General features: G+C 73.8%; 14 protein-coding genes. 12 read left to right on the top strand and 2 right to left on the bottom strand.

The annotated features are described in order from the left end of the window. Positions 1 to 20: 20 nt before the first annotated feature. On the top strand, positions 21 to 3,392 hold the full coding sequence (locus tag BUS84_RS15615; RefSeq protein ID WP_074313330.1) for a DEAD/DEAH box helicase: 3,372 nt from the start codon (positions 21 to 23) through the stop codon (positions 3,390 to 3,392). Then, entirely contained in the window at positions 3,389 to 4,321 is a 933-nt protein-coding gene (locus BUS84_RS15610; protein WP_074313328.1) for an SWIM zinc finger family protein, read from the top strand. The genes BUS84_RS15615 and BUS84_RS15610 overlap by 4 nt, the downstream gene beginning before the upstream one ends. Before the next feature lie 3 nt (positions 4,322 to 4,324). Here the strand turns inward: BUS84_RS15610 and BUS84_RS15605 are convergent, their stop codons facing one another. Beyond that, positions 4,325 to 4,582: a DUF3040 domain-containing protein gene (locus BUS84_RS15605; RefSeq protein WP_074313327.1), complete on the bottom strand. Its 258-nt coding sequence runs from the start codon at positions 4,580 to 4,582 to the stop codon at positions 4,325 to 4,327. 430 nt (positions 4,583 to 5,012) lie between these two features. Between BUS84_RS15605 and BUS84_RS15600 the strand changes: the two genes are divergently transcribed. Genes BUS84_RS15600 through BUS84_RS15580 form a run of 5 tightly spaced genes read left to right on the top strand, consistent with a single transcriptional unit; the run spans position 5,013 to position 11,298 of the window. Next, positions 5,013 to 7,106: a DUF1800 domain-containing protein gene (locus BUS84_RS15600; protein ID WP_074313326.1), complete on the top strand. Its 2,094-nt coding sequence runs from the start codon at positions 5,013 to 5,015 to the stop codon at positions 7,104 to 7,106. Positions 7,107 to 7,114: 8 nt separating this feature from the next. After that, entirely contained in the window at positions 7,115 to 8,497 is a 1,383-nt protein-coding gene (locus BUS84_RS15595; RefSeq protein WP_074313325.1) for a DUF1501 domain-containing protein, read from the top strand. After that, a complete protein-coding gene (locus tag BUS84_RS15590) occupies positions 8,494 to 9,912 on the top strand; it encodes a ferredoxin reductase family protein (RefSeq protein ID WP_074313324.1) in 1,419 nt (472 codons plus the stop codon). The genes BUS84_RS15595 and BUS84_RS15590 overlap by 4 nt, the downstream gene beginning before the upstream one ends. An 11-nt stretch (positions 9,913 to 9,923) precedes the next feature. Further along, complete coding sequence (locus tag BUS84_RS15585) at positions 9,924 to 10,526, top strand: FMN-binding protein (RefSeq protein WP_074313323.1); 603 nt, start codon at positions 9,924 to 9,926, stop codon at positions 10,524 to 10,526. A gap of 49 nt (positions 10,527 to 10,575) precedes the next feature. Then, complete coding sequence (locus BUS84_RS15580; protein ID WP_084757784.1) at positions 10,576 to 11,298, top strand: FAD:protein FMN transferase; 723 nt, start codon at positions 10,576 to 10,578, stop codon at positions 11,296 to 11,298. A gap of 275 nt (positions 11,299 to 11,573) precedes the next feature. Here BUS84_RS15580 and BUS84_RS15575 read toward each other — a convergent pair whose 3' ends face one another. Beyond that, positions 11,574 to 12,245: a bifunctional DNA primase/polymerase gene (locus BUS84_RS15575; RefSeq protein ID WP_074313322.1), complete on the bottom strand. Its 672-nt coding sequence runs from the start codon at positions 12,243 to 12,245 to the stop codon at positions 11,574 to 11,576. Positions 12,246 to 12,495: 250 nt separating this feature from the next. Here BUS84_RS15575 and BUS84_RS15570 point away from each other — a divergent pair, with 250 nt between their 5' ends. The 5 genes from BUS84_RS15570 (at position 12,496) to BUS84_RS15550 (ending at position 17,201) form a co-directional block, all read left to right on the top strand. Beyond that, positions 12,496 to 13,725 (top strand): helix-turn-helix domain-containing protein, encoded by a 1,230-nt coding sequence (locus BUS84_RS15570; protein WP_074313321.1) that lies wholly within the window; start codon positions 12,496 to 12,498, stop codon positions 13,723 to 13,725. 16 nt (positions 13,726 to 13,741) lie between these two features. After that, positions 13,742 to 14,314, top strand: a complete 573-nt coding sequence (locus tag BUS84_RS15565; RefSeq protein WP_074313320.1) for a flavoprotein — start codon at positions 13,742 to 13,744, stop codon at positions 14,312 to 14,314. Between the two features lie 162 nt (positions 14,315 to 14,476). Next, positions 14,477 to 15,313 carry a Nif3-like dinuclear metal center hexameric protein gene (locus tag BUS84_RS15560; RefSeq protein ID WP_208869850.1) on the top strand — a complete coding sequence of 279 codons (837 nt, stop codon included), beginning with the start codon at positions 14,477 to 14,479 and terminating at the stop codon, positions 15,311 to 15,313. After that, positions 15,303 to 16,040 carry a zinc ribbon domain-containing protein gene (locus BUS84_RS15555; protein WP_074313317.1) on the top strand — a complete coding sequence of 246 codons (738 nt, stop codon included), beginning with the start codon at positions 15,303 to 15,305 and terminating at the stop codon, positions 16,038 to 16,040. Before BUS84_RS15560 ends, BUS84_RS15555 begins: the two co-directional genes overlap by 11 nt. Positions 16,041 to 16,043: 3 nt before the next feature. Beyond that, positions 16,044 to 17,201: a bifunctional RNase H/acid phosphatase gene (locus tag BUS84_RS15550; RefSeq protein WP_074313315.1), complete on the top strand. Its 1,158-nt coding sequence runs from the start codon at positions 16,044 to 16,046 to the stop codon at positions 17,199 to 17,201. The last annotated feature ends 90 nt before the right edge of the window (positions 17,202 to 17,291 follow it).

Genomic DNA, 17,291 nt, shown 5'->3' with positions numbered 1-17,291 from the left:
GCGGCGACGAGGGGGAGTACGTGCTGGTCATCCACGGGCTGTGGTTGCCCGGCGACGGCTCGACCGCCGGCCTCGCGGTCTGGGCCGAGGACAGCGCGGCCCCGGCCGCCGCGCCGCGCCGTCCCGGGCGGGCGCCCCGCGAACGCCCACACCCCTTCGCCGCCGGGCATGCCGCGCTGGCCACCGCCCTCGCGGACGCCGCCGAGCCGGCCCGTCCGGACACCGTGCTGCTCACCCTGCCCACCCGGGCCGGCGCGCCGATGGACTCACCGGAGCTGATCCGGGTCGCCGTCGCGCCACCGGCCCGTGGCCGGGTCACCCTGGCCGGGTGGCGGGTCCCCGTGCTGGTGTACGCCCCCGACGAAGCGCTGCCGCTCCTGCGCGCCCTGGACGAGCTTCCGGCGGTGCCCGGGGCCACCCTGCGCCACCTCGCCGAGCTGGCCGACTTCGCCGCCGACCTGGTGACCCGGGGCCGTGTCCTTCCCGGCGTCAGCACCACGGTGGGTGCCCTGCCGGGTGCTGGCACGGCCGGGTCGGGGGACCGGCCGGCCGGAGCGTCGTCGGCGGAGGCCGCCGTGCAGGTGCCGGCGCTGGCCGTCTGGCGACCGCTGCTGACCGGCACCGATGCCGCCTGGGCGCGGTCCCTGGCGCTGGCTCTGCCACCAGCCGCCCGAGCCGCCACCGTGCCGGCTGCCGTGCCTGCCGCCGCGCCTGTCGCCGTGCCGGCCGGCACGGCGGCCACCGCGCCAGCCGCCGCGCCGGCCACCACCGTGCCGGCCACCACCGTGCCGGACAGCACCGAGTTGACGGCCGGTGCGCTGGTCGCGGACGCGCTCGACGCGCTGACCGACGCGGCCGCCCGGGCCGCCCTGGCGACCACCACGCTGGCCCGGGGTCTGCGGCCGGGCGGCCCGGCGCCGGCCTGGCTGGCGGCGCTCGCCGGCCCCCGCCGCGACTTCACCGTCGATCCGGTCGCGCTGGTCACCCTCCGCGCCGAGCTGGACGCCTGGCAACGCGACGCCGCCGGGGGACCCGTCCGGGCCAGCTTCCGCCTGGTGGAGCCGGCGCCCGACGAGGTCACCGAGCCGATCCTGGCCACCCGCCCGGTGCGGGCCGACGCCGCGCCGTCGACGGTCGGAGCCGACCCGACCGAGGGCGGCTTGACCGAGGGCGGCCCGGTCGAGGCTGAGCCGACCCGGCCGGAACTGATCGCGGCGGAGCCGGTCGGGGCCGGGCGGTGGCGGCTGGAGTTCGGGTTGCAGGCGGCCGACGAGCCGGGCCTGCACGTCGACGCCGGGCAGGTCTGGCGGGCGCCGCAGACGCTCGGCGGCCTGGCCAATCGCGCGGCCAGCCCGCAGGAGACCCTGCTCGCCGAACTGGGCCGCGCCAGCCGGCTCTGGCCGGACCTCGACGCCGCGCTGCGCACCGCCGCCCCCGAGGCGATGGAGCTGGACGTCGAGGGAGCGCACCGGTTCCTCAGCGAGGGCGCCCCGGTCCTGCACGCCGCCGGCTTCGGGGTGCTGCTGCCCTCCTGGTGGCAGCGCCCGTCGGCGCGGCTCGGCGCCCGGCTGCGTGCCCGCAGCCGGACCGCACCCGGCACGGTGACGGGCGCCGACGCTGGCGTCGGGTTGGACGCGCTGGTCGACTACCGCTGGGAGGTGGCGCTCGGCGAGCACCCGCTGTCCGCCGACGAGTTGGCCGCGCTGGCCGAGCTGAAGACCCCGCTGGTGCGGCTGCGCGGCCGGTGGGTGGAGCTGGACCCAGGGCGGCTCGCCGCCGGGCTGCGCCTGCTCCGCTCGGCCGGCGAGCTGACCGTCGCCGATCTGCTCCGCCTCGGGCTGGCCGACGGCGAGGACACCGGGGCGCTGCCGGTGCTGGAGGTGACCGCCGACGGGGCGCTGGGCGACCTGCTCGCCGGCGCGGTCGAGCGACGGCTCACCCCACTGGACCCGCCACCGGGCTTCCAGGGCACGCTGCGGCCGTACCAACGGCGCGGGTTGGCGTGGCTGGCGTTCCTGCGGTCGCTGGGCCTCGGCGGCGTGCTCGCCGACGACATGGGGCTGGGTAAGACCGTGCAGCTGCTCGCGTTGCTGGCCGGGGACCCGCCGGACGCCGGACCGACCCTGCTGGTCTGCCCGATGTCCCTGGTCGGCAACTGGCAGCGGGAGGCGGCGCGGTTCACCCCGAGGCTGCGCGTACACGTACACCACGGGGCGGAGCGGGCCCGCGGCGCGGAGTTCACCACGGCCGCGCACGGCGCGGACCTGGTCCTCACCACCTACTCGGTGGCCGCCCGCGACGCCGTCGATCTGGCCGGCATCGACTGGCACCGGGTGGTGGTGGACGAGGCGCAGGCGATCAAGAACGCCTCGACCCGGCAGGCCGAGGCCGTCCGTGCGCTGCCCGCCCGGCAGCGGGTGGCGGTGACCGGCACGCCGGTCGAGAACCGGCTCGCCGACCTCTGGTCGATCATGCAGTTCGCCAACCCGGGCCTGCTCGGCCCGGCCGCGACGTTCCGCAAGCGGTTCGCCGAGCCGATCGAGCGGCACGGTGATGCCGAGGCCGCCGAGCGGCTGCGCCGGATCACCGGCCCGTTCGTGCTGCGCCGGCTCAAGACCGACTCGTCGATCATCTCCGACCTGCCGGAGAAGCTGGAGATGGAGGTGCTCTGCAACCTCACCGCCGAGCAGGCCGCCCTGTACCGGGTGGTGGTCGACGACATGCTCGCGCGGATCGAGTCCAGCGACGGCATCGAACGTCGCGGGCTGGTGCTGGCCACCATGACCCGCCTGAAGCAGGTCTGCAACCACCCGGCCCAGCTGCTGCGGGACGGTTCGCCGCTGGAGGGCCGCTCCGGCAAGCTGGCCCGGTTGACCGAGATCCTGGAAGAGGTGCTGGCAGCGGGGGAGCGGGCGCTGCTGTTCACCCAGTACGCCGAGTTCGGCGCGATGCTGCGCGGTCACCTGTCCGCGCGGTTCGGCCGGGAGGTGCTGTTCCTGCACGGTGGGCTCGGCAAGGCCGAGCGGGACGCCATGGTGCAGCGGTTCCAGTCCGCGGAGGGGCCACCGCTGTTCGTCCTCTCGCTCAAGGCCGGCGGCACCGGGCTCACCCTGACCGCCGCCAACCATGTCGTGCACGTGGACCGGTGGTGGAACCCGGCGGTGGAGGACCAGGCCACCGACCGGGCGTTCCGGATCGGGCAGCGGCGGCGGGTGCAGGTCCGCAAGTTCGTCTGCGCCGGCACGGTGGAGGAGAAGGTGGCCGCGCTGATCGCCGACAAGCGCAGCCTCGCCGAGCGGGTGGTCGGCACCGGCGAGCAGTGGATCACCGAGCTGTCCACCGGGCAGCTGCAGGAGCTGTTCGCCCTGGAGGCTGGGGCGGTGGTGGAGTGAGTACCGACCGGTTCGCCGACTACGGCCGTCCCCGCCGCGTCGACGGCGGCCTGCGGGCGCGCAGCGCCCGGGGCGCGATCGGCCGGTCCTGGTGGTCGCGACGCTTCCTGGAGGTGCTCGAGTCGTTCGCACTCGGCACCCGGCTGACCCGCGGCCGGTCGTACGCGCGGGCCGGTCAGGTACTCCGGCTCGACATCGCGCCCGGGCTGGTCAGCGCCGTGGTGCAGGGCTCCCGGCCGCAGCCGTACCAGGTCTCCATCGCGCTGGCGCCGTTCCCGGCCGCGCTCTGGTCCCAGGTCGAGGAGGAGCTGGCCGGACAGGCGTTCTTCAGCGCCCGGCTGCTCGCCGGGGACCTTCCCGACGAGCTGGAGGAGCTGTTCGCCGCCGCCGGCGCACCGCTCTTCCCGGCGGGCGTGGACGAGTTGACCCAGCGGTGCAGCTGCCCCGACTTCGCGGTGCCGTGCAAGCACCTCGCGGCGACCTTCTACCTGCTGGCCGAGGCGTTCGACGCGGACCCGTTCGAGCTGCTGCACTGGCGCGGGCGCGCTCGCGCGGAACTGCTCGAGCGGCTCCGGGCCCGACGCGCCGAGGCCACCGGGGCGGAGTTGCCGCCCGGACCGAGCACCGCCCCGCACGCGGACGCCGACGGTGAGTCCATTTCGGACGTACCCGAATCCTCTGTGGACGAGGCCGGTACGCCGGCTGGCGCGGCGCGGGCGCTCGCCGGGTTGTCGGCGACCCCGTTGGCGGAGGCGGTGGACCGGTTCTGGCTGCCACCGGTGCCGTTGCCCGATCGCCCGCCCCGGTTGGCGACCGGACCGGATCTGCTGTTGCGCCAACTCGGCCCGCCGGCGCCGGCCATCGGCGGGCCGGGACTGCTCGAACGGCTGCGCCGGGCGTACCGGGCGTTCGGCCCGGGCGACCGGTGAGCGTTACGTCCAGCGGCGTCGGAACCGCCACATGATCGCGGCGTTCGCCACCAGCACCACCGCGCAGATCGCGCCGGCCAGGCGACCGGCGAACACGGTCATCGCCGGCAGTGACGCCCACAGCACGATGGTCAACAACATCAGGTAACGGCCCCTGCGGGCCCGGACCCGATGATCCAGCCGGTTGAAGAATGCCGGGTCGCTCTCCCGGAGCTGACGGGTGATCTGGTCGAACCTGCGCTGATCCTCTTTGCTGAGCATGGCGCTGCCTTCCCCTCACGCGTTCAGCGGTTCGGCGGCATACCCGCTGCGGCGGCGGCTCACGCTCACCCGTTGCTGCTACTTTTCCCCGCGCGAGGACGCCTCACGTCCGGCTTATCCGCGCCTTAAATTTGCCTGTGGTGGTGAACGGCGCGGAAAGTGTCGCGTACGGCGGCGAGGCCCGATCCGTACCCGGCTGGCGTGCGTCCGCCCTGCTGGGAAGGTCCGGACCCGATGCCGGTGCGTGGGACGCGGGCGATGCGGCGCTGAGGGCTGTCTTAAGTGCCCTCACGAGGGCGTTCAACCCGCCTTGAAGGCACCTGGGGGCCTGGTTACCTTGCCGTAGCAACCCCCTCAGGCAACAGTCGCCGCACCTGCCGCACCTGCCCGGTCGCAGCTTCCGGCGCTCTTCAGAAATCGGGATTGGTACATGGCCGACCAGAATGTGCCACCACGTCGACCGCGGGACGACCGCGGCTGGGACGGACGCCAGCACCACACCTCGGACGGGTACGGCGACCACAACGCGTCCGCGCCGTACGGGTACGACTCGCCCCACCCCTACCAGGGCGGCTACCCGGCCCAGGCGGACCCACGTGAGCAGTACGCCGACGGGTACGTACACGCCGGACAGCCCGCCCCCGCCCCGCGCGGGCCGCAGTGGGTCGGCCCGGAAGGCCTCGGCCGTCCCGCCCCGGCCCGGCCGGCCGGCACCGGACTGCCCACCCTGGACGATGACGACGAGCCCGGCCGCAAGGTCGGCCGCCGCAAGGCCATCGTCGCGCTCAGCGGCACCGCCGCCGTCGTCGCCGGTGGCGCGGCGCTCGCCATGACCCCGCAGTTCCGCGGCCTCTTCGGTGACGACGCGGTGGCCGACGCGACCGGCAGCACCGTCACCGACGGCACCGCGGCCCGGCCCAGCGGCCAGCAGCCCAGCACGGTGCGCACCTACACCGAGCAGAACGAGAGCTACATGGGCTCCCGGGCCGGTGAGGCGCTGAAGAAGAACGCGCCCTCCGGTGGCCGGACGTTCTCCGGCCCGGCCGCCGCCGCGGCGGAGACCAAGGTGACCGTCAAGACGGTGCTCGCCAAGGACCCGATCCTGCACCTGGCCCGGCGGGCCACCTTCGGGGCGACGCCCGCGGTCGTCGCCGACATCAAGAAGCTGGGCATCGACGGCTGGATCCGCGCCCAGCTCGACCCGGACAAGATCGAGCCGAGCAAGGCCGAGCTGAAGCTCGCCGAGCTGCCCACGCAGAAGCTCTCGGTGCAGCAGCTGCGCGACCAGCGGGACAAGCTCAACGAGCAGGGCGCCCAGCCCGAGCGCGAGATGATCGACGCCACCCTGGCCCGGCAGATCTGGTCGAAGCGCCAGCTGTTCGAGGTGATGGTCGACTTCTGGAACGACTTCCTGCACGTCGCCGCGGAATTCGACGGCGGCGAGGTCTACCGCAACTCGTTCGACAAGGACGTGGTGCGGGCGCACGCGCTGGGCAGCTACCCGGAGATGCTGGTCGCCGCGAACAAGCACCCCGCGCTGCTGATCTACCTGAACCAGAAGGACTCCCGCAAGGACGCAATCAACGAGAACCTCGCCCGGGAGAACCTGGAGCTCTACTCGGTCGGCGTGGACGGCGGCTACAAGGAGCCGGACGTGCGCCAGGCGGCCATGCTCCAGACCGGCCGCGGCGTCGAGGACGGCAAGTACGTCTTCAAGCCCGAGCAGCACTACGTCGGGAAGGTGAAGATCCTCGGCTTCACGCACCCCAACAACTCGGCGGACCCGAAGAAGGCCGAAGCGGCGATCGACCAGTACATCGCCTACATCGCGCTGCACCCGTCGACCGCGAAGTACGTGGCGCAGAGCCTGGCGACGAGGTTCGTCTCGGACACCCCGCCGAAGTCCCTCGTGGACCGGCTGGCCAAGACGTACACCACCAACAACGGCCTGATCAAGCCGGTGTTGATGGCCCTGTTCAGCTCCTCGGAGTTCTGGGCCGCGGTCGGCCAGAAGGTACGCCGGCCGATGGAGTACCTGGTCTCCACGTACCGCGTCCTGGGCGTCTCGCCGGATCCGTCCCCGAAGCAGGACAACGGCGACAACAAGCGCACCCCGTTCGCCCGCGGCCTGCGGCAGATCCACGACAAGCTGCGCGAGCTGGGCCAGTACCCGATGGGCCAGCCCACCCCGGACGGCTACCCGGACGTCTACGTCGCCTGGACCTCGGCCGGCACCATGGTCAACGGCTGGAACGAGGCCGGCGAGATCCTGGCCGGCTACCGCACCGCCTTCACGTACACGGCACCGGAGAAGCTGGTCGCCAAGCCGCCGGCGACCGCCGGGGCGTACGTGGACGCGCTGGCCCAGCGGCTGGTGAACCAGAAGCTGAGCACCCGGGAGAAGAACCTGATCCTTGGTGTGGCCGGCGTGCCGGCGAGCGCCAAGGTCGATGCCACGTTCAACGGGGCCATCACCGCCGTCGCGCGGGCGATCCTCGCGTCCCCCCAGCACCACCTCCGGTGAGGCACCCGATGGAGAAGACTGTGTACAACTCTTTCCCCCTGCACCCCGAATGCCCCGACCTGCGGCGGCTGGCCGACAACCCGGCCGAGGCGTTGCTGCGCGCCGAGGCGGACATCGTCGCCGCCGAGAACGCCGCCGAGGCCGACCGCTACCGCACCCTGGAGGACCTGGAGGAGGCCCAGCAGGACGGTCGCGGCGTCACCCGGCGGACCTTCGTCGCCGGTGCCGCGGCCACCGCCACCGCGCTGGCCACCGCCCAGTTCGTCACCACCTCGGCGTCGTTCGCGGCGACCAAGACCGGCACCCTGATCCACGTCTTCCTCTACGGCGGGCTGGACGGGCTGAGCCTCGTCGCTCCGGACAACGACCCGGTGCTCGCCAAGGCCCGGCCCGACCTGCTGCTCGGCAACGACTCGCTGGCCCTGGGCCGCGGCTTCAAGCTGACCAGCGCGTTCAAGCCGCTGGAGCAGTGGCTCAAGGCCGGCCAGTTGGGCTTCATCCCGGCGGTCTCCGACGAGCGGCTGTCCCGGAGCCACTTCCAGGCCGCCGACGCCTGCAACCTCGGCGGGCTGCCCAACGAGACCGGCGGCCGGGGTTGGCTCGACGGTCTGGTCGACAACCTCGGCAAGGGCACCGCGTTCCGCAGCGTCGGCGTCGGCAGCACGCTGCCCCGCTCGCTGGTCGGCAACAACGGTGCGCTCTCGCTGAACAGCGTCGGCTCCCTGCGGCTCAACGGTGACGACCGGTTCCGCGCCGCCACCGAGAAGGCCATCAAGGGGCTCTTCACCGGGATCAACCACCCGGTCGAGGAGGCCGTGCAGGAGGGCATGGGCGCGCTGGCCACCGCCCAGAAGCTCGCCGCGAAGCCGTACCAGCCCGCCGAGGGCGTCAAGTACGAGGGTGTCGGCAACGCGTTCCAGCAACTCGCCCAGCTGATCAAGGGCGGCGCCAACGTGCGGGTCGCCACCGTCGGCATGGGTGGCTACGACACCCACGAGAACCAGGGCACCCGCGAGGGCGGCCAGCTGTACCGCCGGTTGAACGAGCTGGCCAGCGCGATGGCCGCCTTCTTCACCGACCTCGGACCGAAGGCCGCCGACGTGACGATCATGGTGTCCAGCGAGTTCGGCCGTCGGGTCGGCTCCAACACCGGCGGCACCGACCACGGGCACGGCGGCGTGGTCACCCTGCTGTCCGGCAAGAAGCTGGCCGGTTCGCTGCTCGGCACCTGGAACGGCCTGGACAAGCTGGACTCCGGTGACGTGCCGGAGTACAACAACATGTTCAACGTCTACGGCGCGGTGGCGCAGGGCCGGTTCGGGCTCACCAACGCGGAGGTGGACAAGGTCTTCCCCCGCCAGAAGTACGCCCCGATGAAGCTGTACGCGTGACGTATTCGCACACCCACGCCGCCGGCCGCCGCACCGGGACCACGTCCCGGCACGGCGGCCGGTCGGCTGCGCCCGTACCCCCGCAGACCCCGGCCCGGCGCGGCCCCGGCGGCCGGCGGTTGCTGGCCGCGCTGCTCCTGGTCGGCCTGCTCGCCAGCGTGCTGCCGTGGTGGCTGGGAACCCCCGCCGGCTCGCTGCCGACCACGGCGGCGACCCTGACGGCCGCCGGCCGGATCACCGGCCTGGTCGCCGGCTACCTGCTGCTGGTGCAGGTGCTGATGATGAGCCGCCTGCCGGTGCTGGAGCGGTGGATCGGCGGCGAGCAGCTGGCCCGCTGGCACCGCGACATCGGCGCCACCCTGCTGGTCGCCGTGCTGGCGCACGTGTCGCTGACCCTGGTCGGCTACGCGGACCTGCGCAACCAGTCCGTCCTCGCCGAGGTCGGCACGCTGCTCGGCGACTACGAGGACATGGTCTCCGCGTTCGTCGCCGCCGGCATCATGGTGCTCGTCGGGTTCACCAGCATCCGGGCGATCCGGCGGGCGCTGCCCTACGAGCTGTGGCACCTGCTGCACCTGTCCAGCTACCTGGTGCTGCTGCTCGGCTTCGGGCACCAGTTCACCCACGGCGCGCAGCTGTACAAGCCCGGCCCGGTGCGGACCGGCTGGATCGCCCTCTACCTGCTGGTGGTCGTCGCCCTGCTGTGGGGTCGGGTGATCGCGCCGCTCGCGTTCAACCTGCGGTACCGGCTGCGGGTCGCCGACGTGGTCGCGGAGAGCCCCGACACGATCTCCATCTACCTCACCGGTGAGCGGCTGGACCGGCTGGCGATGCTCGGCGGACAGTACTTCCGCTGGCGCTTCCTCACCCGGGGCTGCTGGTGGCAGTCGCACCCGTTCTCCGTCTCCGCGGCGGCCAACGGCCGCTGGCTGCGGCTCACCGTCAAGGTGGTCGGCGCGCACACCGCCGACCTGCGCGACCTGGAACCGGGCACCTGGGTCTGGGCGCAGGGCCCGTCGGGCACCTTCACCGCCGCGCACCGGGTCCGCGACCGGGCACTGCTGATCGCCGGCGGCAGCGGCATCACGCCGATCCGGGCCATGCTGGAGGAGCTGCCGCCGGGCGCCGCGCTGATCTACCGGGCCCGTACCCCGGCCGACGTGCTGCTCAGCCGGGAGCTGGACTGGCTGGCCCAGGCCCGGGACACCTCGATCTGGTACGTCATCGGCTCCCGTGACGACCCCGGCCCCCGCCAGCTGATGAGCCCGGACGGGCTGCGTCAACTGGTGCCCGACGTGGCCCGGCGCGACGTCTACCTCTGTGGGCCGCCCGGGCTCGTCGAGCAGTCGGTGCGGGCGTTGCGCCGGGCCGGCGTGCCCCGCCGACAGATCCACCTGGCCACCTTCGAGTTGTAGGAAGGCATCGCATGCGTCGCGCGTTCCTCGCGATCACCGGTCTGGCCGCCAGTACCACCGCGCTGGTGGTCCTCAAGGGCTCGCCGGGCACCACTCAGGTCGCCCAGGACCTGCCGGCCGCCCAGCCGGTCAACCCGACCCCGCAGGGTGCGGGCCCGAGCGTCGCTCCGGCGGCGGCGGGCGACCCGCCGGGCGCGGCGCCGAAGCCGTCGGTGAGTGCCGACGCGCCGTCGTCGCCCAAGCCGAGCAGGAGCACCGCCCGACCGTCCGGCACCCGCACCACCGCGAAGGCCCCCACCGCGCCGCGGACCACCACCAAGGCGCCGCAGCCGACCACCCGCCGGGTCACCGGGCCGGGCGTGGACAACGAGTACGGGTACGTGCAGGTGCAGATCGTGGTCTCCGGTAACCGGATCGTCGAGGCCGTCTCGCTGTCGCTGCCCAGCGGGGGCGAGTCCGACATCCACAGCGGCGACGTCCGGGACAGGTACAACGGCACCGGCGGCGAGGTGGTGCAGAAGCAGAGCGCCAACCTCAACACCGTCTCCGGCGCCACCGAGACCAGCAACTCCTACAAGCAGTCGCTGCGAGGCGCGATCGAGCAGGCGTTCTGACGTGCCGGCGGCGATGACCCGACCCGGGCTGTGCCGGGTCGAGCAGATGATGGGTACGGCGATCACCCTGGATCTCGCCGACGACCTGGCGCCGGCGACCCTGCACGAGCTGGCGGATCAGGTCTTCACCTGGATGCGCGAGGTGGACGCCCGGTTCAGCACGTACCGGTCGGACAGCGAGGTGTGCCGCTTCGACCGGGGCGAGGTGCTGCTCTCCGAGGCGTCGGCGGACCTGCGGTTCGTGCTGGAGGCCTGCGCCGACCTGTGGGGCGCCACCGACGGGTTCTTCGACGCGTACGCCACCGGCCGGCTCGATCCGTCCGGCTTCGTCAAGGGCTGGGCGGCGCAGGTCGCCTCGGACCGGCTGCTCGCGGCCGGCGCGCCGAACCACTGCGTGAACGCCGGCGGCGACGTGCGGGTGCGCGGCCACTCCCCGTCGGGGGAGCCGTGGCGGATCGGCATCCGGCACCCGTGGGACCCGATGGCGACCTGCCTGGTGCTCGCGGGGACCGACCTGGCCGTGGCCACCTCCGGTGTCTACGAGCGGGGCCGGCACGTGCTGGACCCGCGCCGGGGCGCGCCGGCCGGTGGGCTGCGCTCGGTGACGGTGGTCGGCACCGACCTCGGGGTGGCCGACGCGTACGCCACCGCGGCCCTGGCCATGGGGGTCGCCGGCATCGGCTGGCTGGACAAGCTCGCCGACCACACCCACGCCGTCATCACCGACGACGCCTACCAGCTGCAATCCACCGCGCTTCCCCTGACGGACTAGCGGAGGGGTCGGTGGGTGCCGGCGGGGCGGGAGCCGGTGGGGCGGGGCCGGCCGGGGCGCGAGCCGGACGGGCGGGTGCCGGCCCAGCGGTGCCGCGGGTGGCTGCGACGGGGCGGTTCGGTGCCGCCGGGATGAGACGCTCTGTCGTCCGTGGACATCATTCCCCCGCTCGTGGCGCGCGTTCGCGCCGTCCTCCTGTCAACGAGGACCGGCGCCCCGGCGACGCTGCCGACGACCGGATGGAATCGGCTGCCGGGGCCGCGCGGCGGCCCGGTTCACATGCCCCGCCGGGGCAGCGGCAGGTGACCGGGGAGCAGGTCGGGGATGAGTGTCACCCCGGTGGCGCGCAGCGCCTCGATCAACGTGTTCTGCACCAGGTAGGAATCCGGGAGCTGCCAGCGGGCCTGCTCCGGGGCGACCGCCCAGCGGACCGTCCCCTCCGGCAGCCGGGTGGGCGGCGCCGGGATCCACGAGCCCGGCCCGTGCCGGACCACGTGGAAGCAGTGCTCCAGCTCCGGCCGGAGCGGATCACCGGGGCGGACGAGGAACATCCAGCGCCCGGTGGGGGTGACCAGCACCGGCCCGCGTACGCCGGTGCCGGCCGGGTGGGTCTGCACGGAGTCGAGCACGTGCCGGCCGAGGTGGGCCGGCACCTCCAGCACGTCGAAGGCCCGACCGGTGGGCAACAGCACGCCGTGCGGGCGGCTCCGCCACCAGGTGGCCACCCGGGCCGGGTCGGCGCTCGCGGCCAGCTCCCAGTTCTCCAGGGCCGGGTGGCAGCCCACGGTGGGGCAGCCGGCCCGGCCGCACACGAACCGGCTGCGGGCCAGACAGGCCCCCGGGGTCACCTCCCAGCCGTGCGCGGCGTACCGCACGGCGACCCGGCGCAGCCGGACCCGTTCCAACGGCGACAGTTCGGCGACGCGCGGTCCGACGTTCCCCCACATGTGTGCCATCTCCCCTCATCGGGCCCGGCGAACGCCAGGTCGCATGTCGAGCACCGTCACTGCCGTAACCCACGATCGTTGAGGTTGACGAACGGCTCGTGCAACTTGCACGAAAAGTACGAGGATTGGCTGTACGGCTGACGCACAGGCTGTGCGACCAGCGAAAACCTGGAAGATGAAAAAGAATCGCCGCACCCGCGGACATCGCCCCGGCCCGATTGCCGGGGCGGCAGGGGGGAGGGATGGGGAGATGGACGAGCTACCCATAGGGCGGCGAGTGGCCTACTGGCGGGGGCGACGCAAGATGTCGCAGCAGGTCTTCGCGGACCGGTTAGGCAAGTCGAAGAGCTGGGTGGACAAGGTCGAGCGCGGCGTCCGTCGGTTGGACAAGTTCTCGGTCCTCTACGAGATCGCCGACATCCTCCAGGTGGACGTGCAGCTGCTGATGGGCAAGGACCCGGAGCGGCGGACCGACGCGCTGAACTGCATCGACCAGGTCGAGGTGCAGGAGATCAGGGCGGCGCTGGAGCGGTACGACTCGATGAGCGCGTACTTCGACGCGGCGCCGTACCCGCCGCCGCTGGACGACATGCGCAAGGCCGTCAACCACGCCTGGCTCGCCTACCAGTACGGCCGCTACGGGATGCTCACCCGGGCGCTGCCAAAGCTGCTGCGCGACGCTCAGGCCGCCGACGCCGGCTACGGCGGCGAGCAGGCCCCGGAGGCCGCGCACCTGCTCGGGCAGGTCTACCAGATCGCCTCCTCGGTGCTGCGCAAGCTCGGCGAGTGCGAGCTGGCCTGGCTGGCCGCGGACCGATCGATGGCGGTGGCCCAGCGGGCCGACGATCCGCTGCTGGCCGGCATCGCCACCACCCGGGTGTGCAACGCGCTGGTCGCGATGGGCCGCGCCCGTCCGGCGCTGGAGCTGAACGTCACCATCGCCAACCGGCTCGCACCCTGTGGCGGCAACGACGCCTCCCCGGCCCGGCTCTCCGTCTACGGGATGCTGCTGCTCCAGGGCGCGATGGCCGCCTCGCGGATCGGTGACTCGGCCACCGTCGACGACCTCATCAACGGCGCCGAGGAGGCGGCCACGCTGCTCGGCGGCGACCACAACCACTACTGGACCTCGTTCGGCCCGACCAATGTGGAGCTGCACCGGGCCGCGGCCGCGGTGGAGCTGGGCGACGGGGGGCGGGCGGTGGAGGTGCACCAGCTGCGCATCGTGGAGCCCACCTTCAACGCGTTGCTGCCCGAGCGCCGGGCGCACCACCTGCTCGACATCGCCCGCGGTTTCGCCCAGGTCGGCGACGTGGCGAACGCGGGCGAGATGCTGCTGCGCGGCGACCGGCTCGCCCCGTCGGAGATCCGCTGCCGGCCGATCGCGCACGAGGTGATGGCGGACATCCTGCGTCGCACACGTGGTGCGCCGCCTTCTCCGGTAGCGGAGTTGGCTGAGCACATGGGAGTAGGGGTATGAGCGCGGAGCCGGTTTGATGGCCGGTTCACAGCGCACCAGCGGGCACCGCGAGGTGCTCTACGTCATCGTCTGCGGTTCGCCGCTGGCCCGGCACGTCGGCCGTCTGGTCGACCTCGCCCAGCAGGACGGCTGGGAGGTCTGCGTGGTCGCCACGCCGGACGGCGCCAAGTTCGTCGACAGGTCCGCCCTGATCCGGCAGACGGGCCACCCGGTGCGGACGCACTACAAGAACCCCGGTGACCCGGACGTGCTGCCGCCAGCCGACGCCATGATCGTCTGTCCGGCCACCGTCAACACGGTCAACAAGTGGGCGGCCGGGATCGCCGACACCCTCGCGCTCGGCCTGCTGGTCGAGGCGCAGGGCAAGGGCGTCCCCATCGTGGCGGTGCCGTACACCAACGCCGCGATGGCCGCCCACCCGGCGTTCCGGGCCGGCGTGGCGCGACTGGCCGAATGGGGGATCACGGTGCTCTTCGGTGATCACGTGGTCGCCCTGCACCCGCCGGGGACGGGCGAGCAGCACCTGCACGCGTTCCCCTGGCAGATGCCGCTGGCCGCACTGCTCGCCGGCTCCCGCCGCGCCGCCTGACCGTCGGCGGGCGCGTCCGGCTCGCCGCCTGATCGTCGCGCGGGGGCGCCCGGCTCGCCGCCCGCCCGGCGCGGCCCGGCCGGGCGTCGCCGCCCGACGGCCCGCGCGACGGTAAGCTGGCCCGCCGTGAGCGTATTCGGATCCACCCCCACGGTGACCGACGTGGTGGCCGAGCTGGAACGGCGCTACCCGCCGGTCTGGGCGGAGGAGTGGGACCGGGTGGGTCTGGTGCTCGGCGAGCCGACCGCCCCGGTCCACCGGGTGCTCTGCGTGGTCGACGTGGTGCCCGAGACGGTCGCCGAGGCGCTGGCCGCCGGCGTCGACATGATCGTGGCGCATCACCCGCTGCTGCTGCGCGGGGTCTCCTCGGTCGCCCCGACGACGTTCAAGGGGCGGATCGTCCATCAGTTGATCCGGGCCGGGGTGGCGCTCTACGTGGCGCACACCAACGCCGACGTGGCCTCCCCGGGCGTCTCCGATGCCCTCGCCGCCCGGTTCGGGCTGACCGGGTTGCGCCCGCTGCGCCGGCCCGCGCCCGGGTCGCCCGCGTACGGCGACGACCGGGGTATCGGCCGGATCGGCGAGCTGCCCCGCCCGATGACCCTCGCCGAGCTGACCCGGCACGCCGCCGCGGTGCTTCCCGTCACGTCGTGGGGAGTTCGCGCCGCGGGGGATCCCGGGCGTATGGTTCGTACCCTCGCCGTCAGCGGCGGGTCGGGGGACAGCTTCCTCGGCGCCGCGACCGCCGCCGGGGTGGACGCGTTCCTCACCGCCGACCTGCGGCACCATCCGGCCGGCGAGCACCTCGCCGCCGATGGTCCCGCCCTGATCGACGCCGCCCACTGGGCGACTGAACGACCGTGGCTGGACGACCTGGCCGCCGTCCTGCGGGAGGCGCCGGGCGTCGAGACGCTGGTGTCCGACCTGGACACCGACCCGTGGACCGTACACGCCGCCGCACCCGTTGTGGACGACAAGGAGCCCGACCGTGAAGGCTGACCCCCAGGTGCAGCGCCGCCTGCTCGACCTCCAGGCGATCGACACCAACCTCGCCCAGCTCGCCCACCGCCGGCGTTCGCTGCCCGAGCGGGCCGAGCTGGAGGCGCTGGCCCGGGAGCTGTCGTCGCTGGAGGACGAGCGGGTCCGCGCCCAGGTGGCGGTCGACGACCTGGACCGCGACATCGCCCGGCTGGAGAAGGACGTCGAGCAGGTCCGGGCCCGCAAGGAGAAGGACCAGAACCGGCTTGCCGCCGGCACCGGGCCGGCCCGGGAGCTGGAGGCGCTCCAGCACGAGCTGGTCTCGCTGAACCGGCGCCAGAGCGACCTGGAGGACGCCGAGCTGGAGCTGTTGGAGCAGCGGGAGACCGCGCAGAGCGTGCTGGACGGCGTGGAGCAGCGGCTGGCCGACACCCGGGAGAAGCGGGCCGCGACCGAGCAGCGCCGGGACGACGCGTTGGCCGAGATCGCCAAGGAGGAGGAGTTCAAGCGGGGGGCCCGCCAGCCACTCGCCGCCGACCTCCCGAGCGAGCTGGTCACCCTCTACGACAAGATCCGCCAGGACACCGGGCTGGGCGCCGCGCTGCTCACCGCAGGCCGCTGCGGCGGCTGCCGGTTGGAGCTCTCCGGCGCCGACCTGGCCCGGATCCGCAAGGCCGCGCCGGACGAGGTGGTGCGCTGCGAGGACTGCCGGCGGATCATGGTCCGCACCAACGAGTCGGGCCTGTAGGTCGTGGCGCCGCGCGTGGTCGTCGTCGAGGCCGACGGCGGGTCCCGGGGCAACCCGGGCCCGGCCGGCTACGGCGCGGTGGTGCGCGACCCGGAGACCGGCGAGGTGCTCGCCGACCGTTCCGAGTCGATCGGTACGGCGACCAACAACGTCGCCGAGTACCAGGGGCTGATCGCCGGGCTGACGGCCGCCGCCGAGCTGGGCGCCGCCGAGGTGGACGTCCGGATGGACTCGAAGCTGGTGGTCGAGCAGATGTGCGGCCGGTGGCAGATCAAGCACCCCGGCCTGCGACCGCTCGCCGCCCAGGCGGCCGGGCTGGTGGGCCGGTTCGCGGCGGTCCGGTTCGCCTGGATCCCCCGCGAGCAGAACCGGCACGCGGACGCGCTGGCCAACGCCGCGATGGACGCTGCCGCCGGGCGGCCCGCGCCGACGTCGACCACCGCCGTGATGGATGCTGCCGCCGGCCGGCCCGCGGCGACGACCACCGCCAGCGACCCGGCGACCGCGCCGGCCTCCTGGGAGCCGCGACCGAGCTTCACCGCCACCCGGCTGATCCTGGTCCGGCACGGCGAGACCGCGTACACCGAGCAGCGGCGCTACTCCGGCCGGGGCGACGTGCCGCTCTCCGAGCGCGGCCGGGCCCAGGTCCGGGCCACCGCGACCCGGGTGGCCGCGCTGGCCCCGTCCGTCGCGGCCGTGCTCAGCTCACCGCTGTCCCGGTGTACGCAGACCGCGGCGGCGATCGCCGGGGCGCTCGGTGACGTGCCGGTACGCACCGAGGACGACCTGATCGAGTGCGACTTCGGGGACTGGGAGGGGCGCACCTTCGCCGAGGTGCGCGCGCAGTGGCCGGGCGAGATGGACGCCTGGCTCGCCTCACCCCGGATCGCCCCGCCGGGCGGTGAATCGTTCACCCACGTGGCCGAGCGTTGCCACCGGGTGGTCGCCGGGCTGCTCAAGGCGTACCCCGGGGAGACCGTGGTGGTCGTCTCGCACGTCTCGCCGATCAAGCTGGTGCTGCGGGACGCGCTCGCGGCCAGCGACGCCTTCCTGCACCGGCTCTTCCTGGACGCGGCCGGCATCTCGGTGCTCGACATGTGGCCCGACGGCGGCGTCGCGGTGCGCACGGTCAACGACACCGCGCACCTCTCCGCCGGCTGATCCGGCCGTACCTCCACGCCCGTCCGCCCGACCGCCTGCGCCGTTCGGCGCATGCCGTCGGCCGCTCGGCGCAGCACCCTCCGCGCAGCG

The sequence above is a fragment of the Micromonospora cremea genome (assembly GCF_900143515.1).
Lineage (GTDB): Bacteria > Actinomycetota > Actinomycetes > Mycobacteriales > Micromonosporaceae > Micromonospora > Micromonospora cremea.
The sequence above is the reverse complement of the archived record's forward strand: the minus strand, read 5'-3'. Positions and strand labels throughout refer to the sequence as shown.

What these genes read in the sequence shown, in the direction of transcription:
- BUS84_RS15605 (WP_074313327.1), bottom strand. Translation starts at nt 4,582, where the DNA reads ATGCTCAGCAAAGAGGATCAGCGCAGGTTCGACCAGATCACCCGTCAG.
- BUS84_RS15600 (WP_074313326.1), top strand. Translation starts at nt 5,013, where the DNA reads ATGGCCGACCAGAATGTGCCACCACGTCGACCGCGGGACGACCGCGGC.
- BUS84_RS15595 (WP_074313325.1), top strand. Translation starts at nt 7,115, where the DNA reads ATGGAGAAGACTGTGTACAACTCTTTCCCCCTGCACCCCGAATGCCCC.
- BUS84_RS15585 (WP_074313323.1), top strand. Translation starts at nt 9,924, where the DNA reads ATGCGTCGCGCGTTCCTCGCGATCACCGGTCTGGCCGCCAGTACCACC.
- BUS84_RS15580 (WP_084757784.1), top strand. Translation starts at nt 10,576, where the DNA reads ATGGGTACGGCGATCACCCTGGATCTCGCCGACGACCTGGCGCCGGCG.
- BUS84_RS15575 (WP_074313322.1), bottom strand. Translation starts at nt 12,245, where the DNA reads ATGTGGGGGAACGTCGGACCGCGCGTCGCCGAACTGTCGCCGTTGGAA.
- BUS84_RS15570 (WP_074313321.1), top strand. Translation starts at nt 12,496, where the DNA reads ATGGACGAGCTACCCATAGGGCGGCGAGTGGCCTACTGGCGGGGGCGA.
- BUS84_RS15565 (WP_074313320.1), top strand. Translation starts at nt 13,742, where the DNA reads ATGGCCGGTTCACAGCGCACCAGCGGGCACCGCGAGGTGCTCTACGTC.